The organism is Sandarakinorhabdus sp. AAP62, assembly GCF_000331225.1.
In the GTDB taxonomy this organism is placed as follows: domain Bacteria; phylum Pseudomonadota; class Alphaproteobacteria; order Sphingomonadales; family Sphingomonadaceae; genus Sandarakinorhabdus.
Map to the genome: position 1 here is coordinate 194,915 of NZ_ANFY01000007.1, position 12,610 is coordinate 207,524.

At 65.0% G+C, this 12,610-nt stretch carries 9 protein-coding genes; 6 read left to right on the plus strand and 3 right to left on the minus strand.

All coding sequences use genetic code 11. From position 1 onward, the window contains the following. Nucleotides 1-137 precede the first annotated feature (137 nt). The 4 genes from D619_RS0107405 to D619_RS0107420 all read left to right on the plus strand — a co-directional run bounded on the left by D619_RS0107405 (nt 138) and on the right by D619_RS0107420 (nt 6,498). Nucleotides 138-2,669 carry a cyclic nucleotide-binding domain-containing protein gene (locus D619_RS0107405; RefSeq protein ID WP_026090818.1) on the plus strand — a complete coding sequence of 844 codons (2,532 nt, stop codon included), beginning with the start codon at nt 138-140 and terminating at the stop codon, nt 2,667-2,669. Further along, the gene (locus D619_RS0107410) at nt 2,669-3,574 is read left to right on the plus strand and encodes a hypothetical protein (protein WP_017667943.1); all 906 of its coding nucleotides are present in this window, start codon (nt 2,669-2,671) and stop codon (nt 3,572-3,574) included. The genes D619_RS0107405 and D619_RS0107410 overlap by 1 nt, the downstream gene beginning before the upstream one ends. A 13-nt stretch (nt 3,575-3,587) precedes the next feature. Beyond that, nucleotides 3,588-5,519 carry a cytochrome c3 family protein gene (locus D619_RS0107415; RefSeq protein WP_017667944.1) on the plus strand — a complete coding sequence of 644 codons (1,932 nt, stop codon included), beginning with the start codon at nt 3,588-3,590 and terminating at the stop codon, nt 5,517-5,519. A 124-nt stretch (nt 5,520-5,643) separates the two neighbouring features. Further along, nucleotides 5,644-6,498, plus strand: a complete 855-nt coding sequence (locus tag D619_RS0107420; protein ID WP_017667945.1) for a phosphodiesterase — start codon at nt 5,644-5,646, stop codon at nt 6,496-6,498. A 24-nt stretch (nt 6,499-6,522) separates the two neighbouring features. On the opposite strand, the gene D619_RS16015 is transcribed toward D619_RS0107420, so the two are convergent. Continuing rightward, a complete protein-coding gene (locus D619_RS16015) occupies nt 6,523-6,918 on the minus strand; it encodes a hypothetical protein (RefSeq protein ID WP_017667946.1) in 396 nt (131 codons plus the stop codon). Nucleotides 6,919-7,002: 84 nt separating this feature from the next. Beyond that, the gene (gene dnaN / locus D619_RS0107430; RefSeq protein WP_017667947.1) at nt 7,003-8,124 is read right to left on the minus strand and encodes a DNA polymerase III subunit beta; all 1,122 of its coding nucleotides are present in this window, start codon (nt 8,122-8,124) and stop codon (nt 7,003-7,005) included. A 100-nt stretch (nt 8,125-8,224) separates the two neighbouring features. Between dnaN and D619_RS0107435 the strand changes: the two genes are divergently transcribed. Both D619_RS0107435 and D619_RS0107440 read left to right on the plus strand, forming a co-directional pair. Further along, entirely contained in the window at nt 8,225-8,851 is a 627-nt protein-coding gene (locus D619_RS0107435) for a histidine phosphatase family protein (RefSeq protein ID WP_017667948.1), read from the plus strand. Nucleotides 8,852-9,169: 318 nt separating this feature from the next. After that, nucleotides 9,170-10,351 carry an acetyl-CoA C-acyltransferase gene (locus tag D619_RS0107440; RefSeq protein WP_017667949.1) on the plus strand — a complete coding sequence of 394 codons (1,182 nt, stop codon included), beginning with the start codon at nt 9,170-9,172 and terminating at the stop codon, nt 10,349-10,351. A 956-nt stretch (nt 10,352-11,307) separates the two neighbouring features. Here D619_RS0107440 and D619_RS0107445 read toward each other — a convergent pair. Then, nucleotides 11,308-12,543, minus strand: a complete 1,236-nt coding sequence (locus D619_RS0107445) for a dipeptidase (RefSeq protein WP_017667950.1) — start codon at nt 12,541-12,543, stop codon at nt 11,308-11,310. Nucleotides 12,544-12,610: the final 67 nt, after the last annotated feature.

Sequence of the window (12,610 nt, forward strand, 5' to 3'; positions counted from 1 at the left end):
CGGCATAATGGCGAAATAACGCATCTGCCTGCATTCTTGCTCTAGCCGATGCGTATCAAGATGCTAGGATTTATCTGGAATCAAAGCACTGCTACAAGCTTTGTATCGAGGGGCTGACACCGGGGGGCAAGGCCGTTGTGACGACGTATCGCATCGCGATTGTGGGTTCAGGGCCGGGGGGCCTTTCAGCAGCGGCGCATGCCGCGAAGCTGGGGTTGAGCCACATCCTGCTCGAAAAGACTGACCATCTGTCGGACACGATCTACAAATATCAGAAGGGCAAGCATGTGATGGCGACGCCGTCACAGCTGGTGCTGCGCTCGCCGCTGGATTTCGAAGCCGGCAAGCGCGAGGTGGTGCTGGGCACCTGGAACGAACAGACGGCCGCTGCCGGCGTGAACGTCAAGCACGGCGCCGAAGTGAAAAGCATCGTCGGCACCGGCGCGCCCATCCCCGGCTCGGTGATGCAGCTGGCCACCCGCAACCGCGATGGCACCACCAGCACCACCGAACTGCAGCGCAACGCGCCGCCCTATCGGCTGACGCTGACCAACGGCGAAGAAATCATGGCCGAAGCCGTGATCATGGCGCTCGGCACCCAGGGCAATCCCAATCTGATGGGCTGCCCCGGCGGCAACCTGCCCCATGTCCAGTATCAGCTCGACGATCCCACCGAATATACCGACGAACATATCTTCGTGATCGGCGGCGGCGATGCCGGTATTGAAAACGCGCTCGGCCTGTGCGCCGATCCGGCCCAGAACAACACGGTCACGCTGATCAACCGTACGGCCGATTTCCCCACCGCCAAGGATGCCAACGTCAAGGCATTGCTGGCGGCGCGCGATGCCGGCCGCATCAGCATCATGGCCGAATCCAACACGACGATGGTGGAACCCGGCTTCATCACGGTGGAAACCCGCGATGGTGAAGTGCGCGCGCGCTGCGACCGGATCATCGCCCGCATCGGTTCGGCGCCGCCGCGCGGCTTTGTCGAAAGCTGCGGCATCGAATTTGCCAGTGCCGACCGGCTGGCCTTCCCCAAATTGTCGGCCACCTTCGAATCGACCGCGCCGGGCATCTATGTCGTCGGCGCCTTGGCCGGTTATCCGCTGATCAAGCATTGCATGAACCAGGGCCACGACGTGGTGGAGTTCATCAACGGCAATCTCGATCTGAAACCCGCCGACGAACCGATCCTGGAAGCCAAATTTGCCGGCCTGCCCGGCCGGCGCAGTGTCGCCGAGTGGCTGGAGTATCTGCGGGATCGCGTTTCGATCCTGAATGGCATGAGCAGCCTGCAGATGCGCGAGTTCATGCTCGATTCGGCGGTGAAACTGTATCGCGCCGGGGAAACCATCTTCGAACGCAGCGCGCCGGGTTCCTCACTGTTCGGCATCGCCGATGGCGAAGTCGCGGTGGAAGTGAACCCCAATGATCCATCGATCACCGTGCCGATCGGCACCGGCCAGATCTTCGGCGAAGTCGGCCTGATTTCCGGCCGCCGCCGCGGCGCCACCATCAAGGCGGCGCGCGACACGATCGTTGTCGAGATCAGCCGCAACGCCGCGCTGAAGCTGATGAGCCAGGTGCCGTCGGCATCGCGCGAAATCACCCGCATCAACACCGAACGCACCCTGCTGCAGATCTTCAAGTCCGGTCTCGCACCCGCCGATCTGGTGGACGTGATCGCTGGCGCCAAGGTGGAAACCATCCGCGCCGGCCAGGCCATCATCAAGGAAGGCGAGACCGGCGACGACATCTTCATCATCCGTTCGGGATCGATGGTGGTGGAAAAGTCGATCGGCGGCAAACCGGTGTTCCTCTCCTATGTGCCGGCCGGCAGCTATGTCGGCGAAATGGCGGTGATCGACGGCAGCGCGCGCTCCGCCACCGTGCGTGCCGCGGTGAAAAGCGACGTGATCCGCCTCGCCGGCGAGCCGTTCCGCGCACTGCTCGCCGCCAAGCCGCAATTGCTCGACAAGTTGCGCGGCGAAATGGCCAGCCGCACCAAGCTCAACAATTTCGTCGAATCCAAGAAGGACAGTTTCTCCGGCGTGGTCGACATGTATACGGGCGTCGCCAACTTCCTGGTTGAACAGGGGGTTGGCGAAGCCACCGACGTGCTGCTGATCGATGAGAAGCTCTGTGTGGGCTGCGACAATTGCGAAAAGGCCTGCGCCGATACCCACGACGGCCTGTCGCGGCTGGATCGCGAAGCCGGGCGCACCTACGCCCATCTGCACGTGCCGACCAGCTGTCGCCACTGCGAACATCCGCACTGCATGGCCGATTGCCCGCCCAACGCCATCCATCGCGGGCCCACCGGCGAAGTCTATATCGATGAAACCTGCATCGGTTGCGGCAACTGCCAGCGCAACTGCCCCTATGGCGTGATCCGGCTCGACAAGACGCCGCCGAAGAAACCCTGGCTGCTCAGCTGGTTCCTGTTCGGCAGCGGGCCCGGACCCGGCGAAGCCAGCCACAAATGGGCCAAGAAACATGATCCTGCCTATGCCGAAAAGGCCAAGAAGGCGATCAAGTGCGACATGTGTTCGGGCCAGGAAGGCGGCCCGGCCTGCGTGCGCGCCTGCCCCACCGGCGCTGCCATTCGCGTGTCGCCGGAACAGTTCCTGAGCGTTTCCCTGATGAACCGGGAGGATCGCTGATGGCCAGCACCGCACCTGTGCGCAAGGCGATGACCGGCAAGGCCGTCACCCGCGCCCCGCGTGATACCGCCCACGAAGGCTTCCTCACCCACAAGCGTGGCCGCTGGGCCAAGGTGGCGCTGACGTTGAGCATCGTGGCGATGGGCGCCTATCTGCTCACCGATCCGGTGCCGCGCCACAATGGCGGCACCTGGCTCGGCTATCTGCTCGGCAGCATCGGCGCCGGCATGATCGTCTGGCTTTCCTTGCTCGGCGTGCGCAAGCGCGTGATCGGCTCCAAGCCGTTCAGCCTCAAGGGCTGGACCAGCGCGCACGTTTATCTGGGCCTGTCACTGATCGTCATCGGTACGCTGCACACCGGTTTCCAGCTCGGCTGGAATGTCCACACGCTGGCCTGGGCGCTGATGATGATCGTGATCCTTTCCGGCCTGTGGGGCATCAGCCTTTATGCCAATCTGCCCGAACGCCTGTCGGCCAATCGCGGTGAGGTGACCCAGCTGCAGATGCTGGAAGCCATCCGTACGCTGGATCGCCAACTCGATACCGCCGCCCAGCCGCTGGGCGGCGAGGATGCCGAATTTGTGCGGATGAGCCTGGAACAATGCACGATCGCCGGATCGCTGCGCCAGCGGCTGTTCGGCAACTACGCCAGCGACGGCAACGCCCGCGCGCTGGCAGCGATCAGCGAAAAGGTGATGGCCGGCCTGCGATCCGGCCGGGCGGATGATCGGCTGCAGCAGATCCAGTTCCTGCTGGAACGCAAGGAAGCGGCCCTGGCCCAGGCCCGCCGCCATATCTCCTTGAAAACGCAACTGGAATTGTGGCTCTATGTGCATGTGCCGGTAACCATCGCGTTGCTGGCCGCGCTGCTGGCGCACATCATTTCCGTGTTCCTGTACTGGTAAGGGAGAGGCGGGCATGAGCTTCATCGTTCGCCAGGTCGCCAAGCGCGCCGATGGTGGGGACATCATTCGCACCCGCACGCTGGTGCAGGCCGAATTGACCGTTGGCCGCGGCACGGATTGCGATATCCAGCTGGCCGATCTGGCCGTGATGCTGCGCCACGCGCGGCTGGTGAAGATCACCGCCGACAAGGTGAGCGTGGAAACCACCGGCGGCGTGCCGGTGGAAGTGGGCGGCAAGTTCGTCACCCGCGCCGATCTGACCATTGCGGACAATCCCACCATCGATGTTGGCCCCTATCGCCTGTCGCTGTCGCCGGGCGAGGATGGCGCTGTTGCCATCACCGCGACACGCGTCGTGCCGCCGATCGAGGCGGCCGACGCGGCGCAGGAAACCAGCATCTTTTCGCTGTCGGGCGCGATGCCAACCCGGCGGCGCATGGCCTGGGTTGGTGCACTTGCCGTGCTGGTGCTGCTGTTCCTGGTGCCGCTGTTCCACTTCATCGGCGAGGATCAGGCCGATCTGCCCAAGGACATGGTGGCCGAAGCCGCCCGCCCGATCACGCCGGGCCAGGCCTTTGGCGATGGCAAGCTGAGCGTGCCGACGGCACGGCCGGCAGCGGCGGGCGGATTTGCCCCCGATGAAAGCTGGTCGAGCGGCACGCTCTCCAACGCGCACGCCAGCCTGTCGAACAATTGTGGCGCCTGCCACCAGAAGGCCTTTGTTTCCGTGACGGACGGCGCCTGCCAGGCGTGCCACACCAAGGCTGCCCTGCCCGATCACGCTGCACCGGCGCGCATGGCCAGGGGCCGGCTGCCCGAAACCGGCGTGATGGGCGCGGCGCACAGCGCCTTCAATCTGCCGCAGGGCCGCTGCACCAGCTGCCACAAGGAACATGAAGGCGAAGCCACCGTGATGACGGTCGCCGAATCCTTCTGCACCGATTGCCACAGCGGCCTGAACGGGCGGCTGCCCGATACGGCGGTGGCCAATGTGCCGGGTTGGGCCAAGCACCCAGATTTCCGCGCCACGCTGGTCTCGTCACCGTCGCTCGACAAGCCGGTGTTCACCCGCACCGCGCTGGCCGGCGCGCGCGAGAAATCCGGCCTGATCTACCCGCACGACATCCACCAATCCACCACCAACGCCGTGGCCAACATGGCGCAGAAACAGCGGCTGCCAGTGGGCGCCGATGGTGCCCTGCCCTGCAGCTATTGCCACAAGGCCGACAGCGACCAGGTGCGGTTCAAACCCATCGACATGGAAGCCAATTGCGGCGCCTGCCACGATCTGGCCTTCGCCCGCGATGGTGGCACCGTTCGCACGCTGCCACACGGCAAGCCGGCGCAGGTGGCCGGCATCATCCGCGATTTCACCCTTTCCGAAAGCTTTGCTCCCCGTGCTGGTGTGCAGCGCCTGAGCTTTGATCGCCGCCTGCCCGGCAAGGCACCGCCGCCGCTTTCCGGTGGCAATCCGGCGGCCCGCGCACAGGCTGCGGTGGTGAGCGTGTTCACTGGCAAGGGCCTGTGCACCGAATGCCACGTCATCACCGACACCGGCGCCGCCGATCTGACGCGGCGCTTCACCATCGCACCGGTCAGCATCAATGATCATTATCTGCCGCAAGGCCAGTTCCCGCACGGCAAGCACAAGAGCTATGACGCCAAGACCGGCCAGGCCGCCTGCGTCGCCTGCCACACCGGCGTGATGAAATCCAAGGCCTCCACCGACGTGAACATCCCCGGCGTTGCCAATTGCCGCGAATGCCACGGCGCCCCGGCCAAGACGCTGCTCAGCAACACGGCCAAGGCCGGCGCCAGCTGCGACACCTGCCACGGCTATCACGACGGGGTTGCACCCGGCGCCCCCCTTCCCGCCGGCCATGTCCAGCCCGCCCGGGTTGCCGGCCGACAGGCTGCCGGCCGCAACCGGCAGACCCCGGCCTGATGCGCGGGCCCTCTTGCAATCGTTGCGTCAGTGCATCAGTTTTCCAGCCCGTGCCGTATCTGTTGAGGCAACGGCCATTTGGGGGGCAGCCCGCGCGTTGTGAGTGGCCGCAGAGAGGCGCAAGATGCTGATTGCCCAGGTGACGGATATCCACCTCGGTTTCCAGCCGGATGATCCGGCGGAAATGAACCGCAAGCGTTTCGACGAGGTGGTGGAATCGCTGCTGGCGCTGACGCCGCAGCCCGATTTGTTGCTGGCCACCGGCGATCTCACCGAAAGCGGCAGCATCGCATCCTATCAGACCCTGAAGACCATCGCCGAACGTCTGCCCTTTCCGGTGCATTTCGCGCTGGGCAATCACGACGCCCGCGCCAATTTCCGCAGCGTGTTCCCCGAAGTTCCGGTGAGCAGCACTGGCCATGTGCAATATGCCTTCGTGCACGGCCCGATGCGCTTCGTGGTGCTCGACACGCTGGAGGAAGGCCATCACGGCGGCGCGCTGACCGCCGAGCAGGCGCAATGGCTGGACGAGACGCTGATGGAAGACAGCCGGCCGACCATCCTGGTGCTGCACCACCCGCCGATCGAGACTGGCAACGGCTGGATGACCGAGGATCTGGATGCCCCCTGGGTGCAGCGTCTCGCCGCCGTGGTGCGCCGTCACCCGCAGATCATCCGCATGATCACCGGGCATCTGCATCGCGCCATCGTGACGGGCTGGCACGGCACCACGCTGGCCGTATGCCCGTCAGCGGCGCCGCAAGTGGCGATCGATTTCCGCGAGATCGATGGCGACAATCCCGATGGCCGCGACATGATCGTGGCCGAACTGCCCGGCTTTGCCCTGCATTATTGGACGGGCCGCGACCTGATCACCCATTTCTGCGCCGGCGGTGAGCACCCGGTGCTGGCCCGCTACAACGCGCGCATGCAGCCGACGGTACAGCATATATTGGCGGAGCGCACCGGGGCGCATTGAGCGCGCCCCGGTACTGACCCGGGATCAGGGTTTGGGGAAACAGGCCAGCGTGTCGGACGTGACATCCGAAACAGAGCGATAAGCGGCCACAAAGGCTTCCCAGCCCGCATCGCGCTTGTCCCGCGGGACGCCAGGCGCGTTGACATGGACGGTCACCACTTGATCTGATGCAAAGCCCTGCGGCGTCATCACCCGGCCGACGCGCTGCACGTTGGTGGTGTAGCCATGGCTGCGATACCAGGCCATGTGCATCGCCACGGCCTTGTCGAAATCGGCGATCGATGCGCCAGGCTTCAGCTTCGATACGCGGATTACCTGCACTTCGCCATCACAGCGCGGCGGCGCGGCCGGTGCCTGTGCAAGCGCAGGCACCGAGACGGCCATGGCGAAGGCCATGGCCAGCAAGCTCGTTTTCATCATGATTCCCCCAGTCAATCGGCGCGAAATCGCACCGTATCGATTGTGGCACGATACAATGACTGACCACAAGTCAGCCGCCGCGCCTCACACACGCATCGGCATCAGCACATATAGCGCCTTCGCCTCATCATTCTCGCGGATCAGCGTCGGCGCCGAGGCATCCGCCAGGTGCACATCCACCAGATCGCTGCCGACCTGGCCGAGGATGTCGAGCAGATAGCGATAGTTGAAACCCACCTCGATATCGGCGGCCGCATAATCTGCCGGCAGTTCTTCCGACGCCGTGCCATTCTCCGGGCTGGTGACCGACAGCACCACCTTGTCACGGCCCAGCGCAATCTTCACGGCGCGGGTCTTTTCGGTGGTGGCAATCGCCGCCACACGATCAACGCCTTCAGCCAGGCTCTTGGTGTCGATCTTCAGCAGCTTGTCGTTCGCGGTCGGGATGACGCGGGTATAATCCGGGAAAGTGCCATCGATCAGCTTGCTGGTGAGCGTGGAATCCGCCGAGAAGCGGAACCGCACCTTCGCCGGCGACAGGCCGATTTCCACCGGCGCATCGGCGGCCATTTCATCCAGCAGCTTGCGCACTTCATTGACGCATTTGCGCGGCACGATCACGCCCGGCATGTCGGCAGCGCCAGCCGGCAGATCCAGCTCGATCCGGGCCAGGCGGTGGCCATCGGTGGCCACACCGCGCAGCTTGGGCGCCGGGCCGGTGGTGGCATGCAGATAGATGCCGTTCAGATAATAACGGGTTTCCTCGGTCGATATCGCGAACCGCACCGCGTCGATCAATTCCTTCAGCTCGCCCGCCGAAAGCGTGAAGCGCACCGGCAGATCGGTTTCGGCAATCACCGGGAAATCATCGCGCTTCAACGTCGCCAGGCTGAAGCGGCTGCGGCCGGCATTCACGCTCATCCGGTCACCCGAAACGGCGAGTTCCACCTGCGAGCCCTCGGGCAGCTTGCGCACGATATCGAACAGCGTGTGCGCCGAAACCGTGGTGGCGCCGTTCAGATCGATCGCGGCGGGGATATTTTCCACGACCTGCAGATCAAGATCGGTCGCCATCAACCGCAGGCCATCGGCGCGCGCCTCGATCAGCACGTTGGAAAGGATCGGGATGGTGTTGCGACGTTCCACCACCGACTGGATATGGCCCAGGCACTTCAGCAGGGTTGCGCGCTCAACGGTGGCCTTCATTCTGATCCCTGTTACCAAATGGTGAGATGGCGGCACTATAGCCATTAACGCGCGGGGTGGTAGTGGCGATGTGCGCGCAAAATCGGCATAGGCAATGCTTATGGACATGATTCTCGCCCGCCACGCCGAAACCGTCTTCAATGCGGCCGCCCGCATGCAGGGCCATATGGCACACACGCCGCTCACCCGCAGCGGCATCGCCCAGGCCGAAGCCATGGGGGCCGCCCTGCGCGGCGTGCTGGGCGAGGCCCCCGATCTCGATCTGTGGGTCTCCCCCTCGGGCCGCACCCAGCAGACCGCCGCCATCATCGGCGAGCATCTCGGGCTCAGCTTCTTCGATTGGAAGAAGGACGAACGCCTGCTCGAAATCGACGTCGGCGATTGGGAAGGCCGCTGGTATCAGGATATCGTCGCCGAACTCGGCCGCCCCATCGTCGACGCCGAGCGCGGCCTGTTCAGCGAAGCGCCACCAAACGGCGAATGGTTTCCGCAGATTGCCAATCGCCTGAACGACTGGCTGGCCGGCCTTGACCACAGCCGCCCGGCGCTGGTGATCAGCCACGGCATCACCGCCAGCGTGCTGAGGGGCCTGTTGGTGGGCGGCGAAGACTGGCACGGCGTTCCCGTCGCCCCGCGCGCACCGCAAGGCACGGTGTTCCGCATTCGTGACGGCGCAGAGGAAATGCTGCACATCGGCAGCGGGCCAACGGTGTCGCGGGCGGCCTGAGGGTTCAGAAGAAGTAGCGCCTCCGGCGGGCAGGGTCGCAGACCCTGCACCCGTTTGTTTTTGGGCGCGCATCATTTCCCCAATGACGTCATGCTGGCGAAGGCCAGCATCCACGGTTGTGCACAATCCCGTGCGGTCGCCAGTGATGCCACGCTGGATGCTGGCCTTCGCCAGCATGACAAGCCCGGGAATTCACGGACCTCCCCAAGACCAGCGGGCGCAGGGTCAGCGACCCTGCCCGCCGGAGGCATTCTTTCTCCCTTCCGCCCGCAACCTCACCCTCGTAAAAGGCGCGCAAAGCAACCGGAGTACGCCCCCATGTCCGATCCCGTCGTCATCGCCAGCTATGCCCGCACGCCGATGGGCGGTTTCCAGGGTGCGCTTTCGGGTTTGAAGGCGACCGAGTTGGGTGCGGCGGCCGTGCAGGCGGCGGTGGCGCGGGCCGCGGTATCGCCGCAGGCGGTGGATCAGATCGTGATGGGGTGCGTGTTGCCGGGCGGGTTGGGCCAGGCGCCGGCGCGGCAGGCGGCGTTGGGGGCCGGGTTGCCGCTGCATGTGGAAGCGGTGACCATCAACAAGATGTGTGGCAGCGGCATGCAGGCGATGATCATGGCCCATGATGCGCTGGCGGCGCGCAGCGCGGAGGTGATCGTGGCCGGCGGCATGGAGAGCATGACCAACGCACCCTATCTGCTGTTGAAGCATCGCGGCGGCGCGCGGATTGGCCATGATGCCATCAAGGATTCGATGTATCTGGATGGGCTGGAGGATGCCTATGACCCCGGCCGGTTGATGGGCAGTTTCGCCGAGGAGAGCGCCCGCGATTACCAGTTCACGCGGGCTTCGCAGGACGAATTTGCGATTGCCAGCCTGGGCCGCGCGCAGGCGGCGATTGCCAGCGGTGCCTTTGCGGGCGAGATCGTGCCGGTGGCGGTGCCCGGCAAGGGTGGAGAGACGCTGATCGACACCGACGAACAACCCGGCAAGGCGCGGCCGGACAAGATCCCGTCGTTGAAGCCGGCCTTTGCCAAGGATGGCACCATCACGGCGGCCAATGCCTCCTCGATCAGCGATGGCGCCGCTGCCTTGGTGCTGACGCGGGCGAGCGTGGCCGAGCGCCAAGGCTTGAGCGTGAAGGCGCGCATCGTTGCCCATGCCGCGCATGCGCATGAACCGGCCAAGTTCACCACCGCGCCAGTGCCGGCGATCCAGAAGGTGCTGGCCAAGGCCGGTTGGACGGTGGCGGATGTCGATCTGTTTGAAGTGAACGAGGCGTTTGCGGCCGTTGCCATGATCGCCATGCACGATCTGGCCATCCCGCATGAGAAGCTCAACATCCACGGCGGCGCCTGCGCGCTGGGCCACCCGATCGGCGCGTCAGGCGCGCGCATTGTGGCGACTCTGCTGGCGGCGCTGGAGCGCACCGGCGGCAAGCGCGGCGTGGCCGCCTTGTGCATCGGTGGCGGCGAAGCCACGGCGATTGCGGTGGAATTGCTGTAGGGGCGATTCCATCCCCGTTATCCCCGTTATCCACAGGGCAGATGGCGAATATTTCACTTTGACGACTCACCCAGAAGGTGAGAGCATTCACCTGTAGCCGGGAATTGACGGCGGCAGAAATGCCAACGGAATGAAGCGGTTACCGCCATTGAAGACCTATATTCCGCCCTTTGAGTGGGAATTGAAATCGGCAGATGGTGGGGCTGGAGGGCCCGTGAAGGTGAAACGGACGGACGGGTGAAAGCCAGGCCGAAACGACGCCGGAAACGACCACCAGCCTGGGCTGAAACGCCAGCCATGCGGGCAACGGGCGAGGGGAAACCCAAGGCCGGATGCGGACGGAATGGAGGTTCCGCAAAGCACCTCCTGACCTGAAACAACCGGTTGCACCGGGCTCGCACGGCAAGGGCAGCAACCAAGCGGCTGGAAGGCCAGTCCGCAGCCAGGACGGGTTCCGTGCAAGCGGGAACGCCGGGGCGAGGGGCAAGGATACCAGCTACGGGCCAATGCGCCCACCCAAAGGCCAGGCGGCAGGCGCAAGCCGACACGCAAGGCCGAACGGGTGGAGCGAAAAGGTCCAGCGCCGGCGACAAGCAGGCCCGGAAGGGCCGAGATGAAACCGGATGCGAAAGTGCCGTGGAAGTGCGCGAGGCCAGCCGCCGCAGCTCCAGCCGACGAGGTTGTGAGCGCAGGCGCCGACCGGACCGCCCATGTCCTCCGCAAGGAGGGGCACGACACAGTGGGGACTGGTGGCGACACCAGTCCCCATTTTGCGTAGTGCCGCGCGCCGACAGGCGCAAGCACGGCCAGCGAGCAAAAAGGGGCGGCCCCAACAGGCCGCCCCTTTTTTGACTCGTCTGACGGCGCGGCTCCGCCGCGCTCTTCCTTCTTCTCTTCCTTCGACACCTCAAGCGGACTCGGCGGCTCCGCCGCCGGCCGCGCCCGCCGGGCTTACCTCACGGCTTCACATCCGGCGGCACTTCGCCCGCCATGCTCGCCGCCACCTTTTCCGCTGCTTCCATCGCCCGCAGCAGATTGCCGCCGGCGATCTTCTCGCAATCGGCGTCGGAATAACCACGCCGCAGCAGTTCGGCAATCAGCGCCGGATAGGTTTCGACGCCCTCCAGGCCCGTCGGCGTTGAATCGATGCCATCCAGATCGCCGCCGATGCCGACATGATCGATGCCGGCCAGCTTCACCATCCGATCGATATGATCGGCGACATCGCCGATGCCCACCGGCGGGCGCGGGTTCCTTGCGTCCCATTCCGCCATCGCCGTGCCCTGGCGCGGCAGATCGGAAATATACAGCGCCAGCAGCCGCTGCCGCTCGCCGGCGCGGGCCGCTTCCCAGGCCTGGCGGGCGGCATTGATGAAGCCCGGCACATAGGTCGCCATCACCACGCCGCCATTGGCCTTCACCAGTGGCAGCACATCATCGGGCACGTTGCGCACATGATCGGCGATGCCGCGGGCGCTGCTGTGGCTGTAGATCACCGGCGCCCTGGTCACGCCGAGCACCGCCTTCATCGTGGCCGGCGACACGTGGGACAGATCGACGAGCATGCCGATGCGGTTCATCTCCTTGATGACGGCCTTGCCATAGTCGGAGAGCGGCTGCGGGCGCGGCGATTCATTGGCGCTGTCGGCCCAATCATTGTGCCTGGTGTGGGTCAGCGTCATGTAACGCACGCCCAGCGCGTGATACATGCGCAGCACGGGCAGCGAATTGTCGATCTGGCTGCCGCCTTCCACGCCCATCAGGCTGGCGACCTTGCCGGTTTTCTGGATACGGCGGATATCGGCGGCGGTACCGGCCAGTTCCAGATCCTGCGGATATTTCGCCACGAAACCACGCACGATGTCGATCTGCTCGATGGTGGCCTTCACCGCCGCCGGGCCGGTCACGGTGGCGGGCACATAGACGCTCCAGAACTGGCCGCCCACGCGGCCCTGGTGCAGGCGGGTGAGGTCGGTCATCAGCGGCTTCTTGAAGGTGCGGCTGTCGGCCTTCAGATCCTGGCTCCACCAGCCTTCGCCAAAACTGCCGCGCAGCGCGCCCGGATAGTCATTATGGCCATCGATAATCGGCTGGCGCTTCAGCACGGCCTCCGCGCGTTTCAGCATGGGATCATCCAGCGCGAGGGCGGGAGTGGCGGCCAGCAGGCCGAAAGCCAGGAGAGCATGTTTCATGAAAGCTAGTGTGGCACCGTGCCGCCCTCTCTTGCAAGACAGGTGACGCACGCATGGCACTCGCTTC

Excerpts from the sequence above, each read along its gene's own strand:
- D619_RS0107415 (WP_017667944.1), top strand. The coding sequence starts at position 3,588 with ATGAGCTTCATCGTTCGCCAGGTCGCCAAGCGCGCCGATGGTGGGGAC.
- D619_RS0107435 (WP_017667948.1), top strand. The coding sequence starts at position 8,225 with ATGGACATGATTCTCGCCCGCCACGCCGAAACCGTCTTCAATGCGGCC.
- dnaN (WP_017667947.1), bottom strand. The coding sequence starts at position 8,124 with ATGAAGGCCACCGTTGAGCGCGCAACCCTGCTGAAGTGCCTGGGCCAT.
- D619_RS0107445 (WP_017667950.1), bottom strand. The coding sequence starts at position 12,543 with ATGAAACATGCTCTCCTGGCTTTCGGCCTGCTGGCCGCCACTCCCGCC.
- D619_RS0107410 (WP_017667943.1), top strand. The coding sequence starts at position 2,669 with ATGGCCAGCACCGCACCTGTGCGCAAGGCGATGACCGGCAAGGCCGTC.
- D619_RS0107440 (WP_017667949.1), top strand. The coding sequence starts at position 9,170 with ATGTCCGATCCCGTCGTCATCGCCAGCTATGCCCGCACGCCGATGGGC.
- D619_RS0107420 (WP_017667945.1), top strand. The coding sequence starts at position 5,644 with ATGCTGATTGCCCAGGTGACGGATATCCACCTCGGTTTCCAGCCGGAT.
- D619_RS16015 (WP_017667946.1), bottom strand. The coding sequence starts at position 6,918 with ATGATGAAAACGAGCTTGCTGGCCATGGCCTTCGCCATGGCCGTCTCG.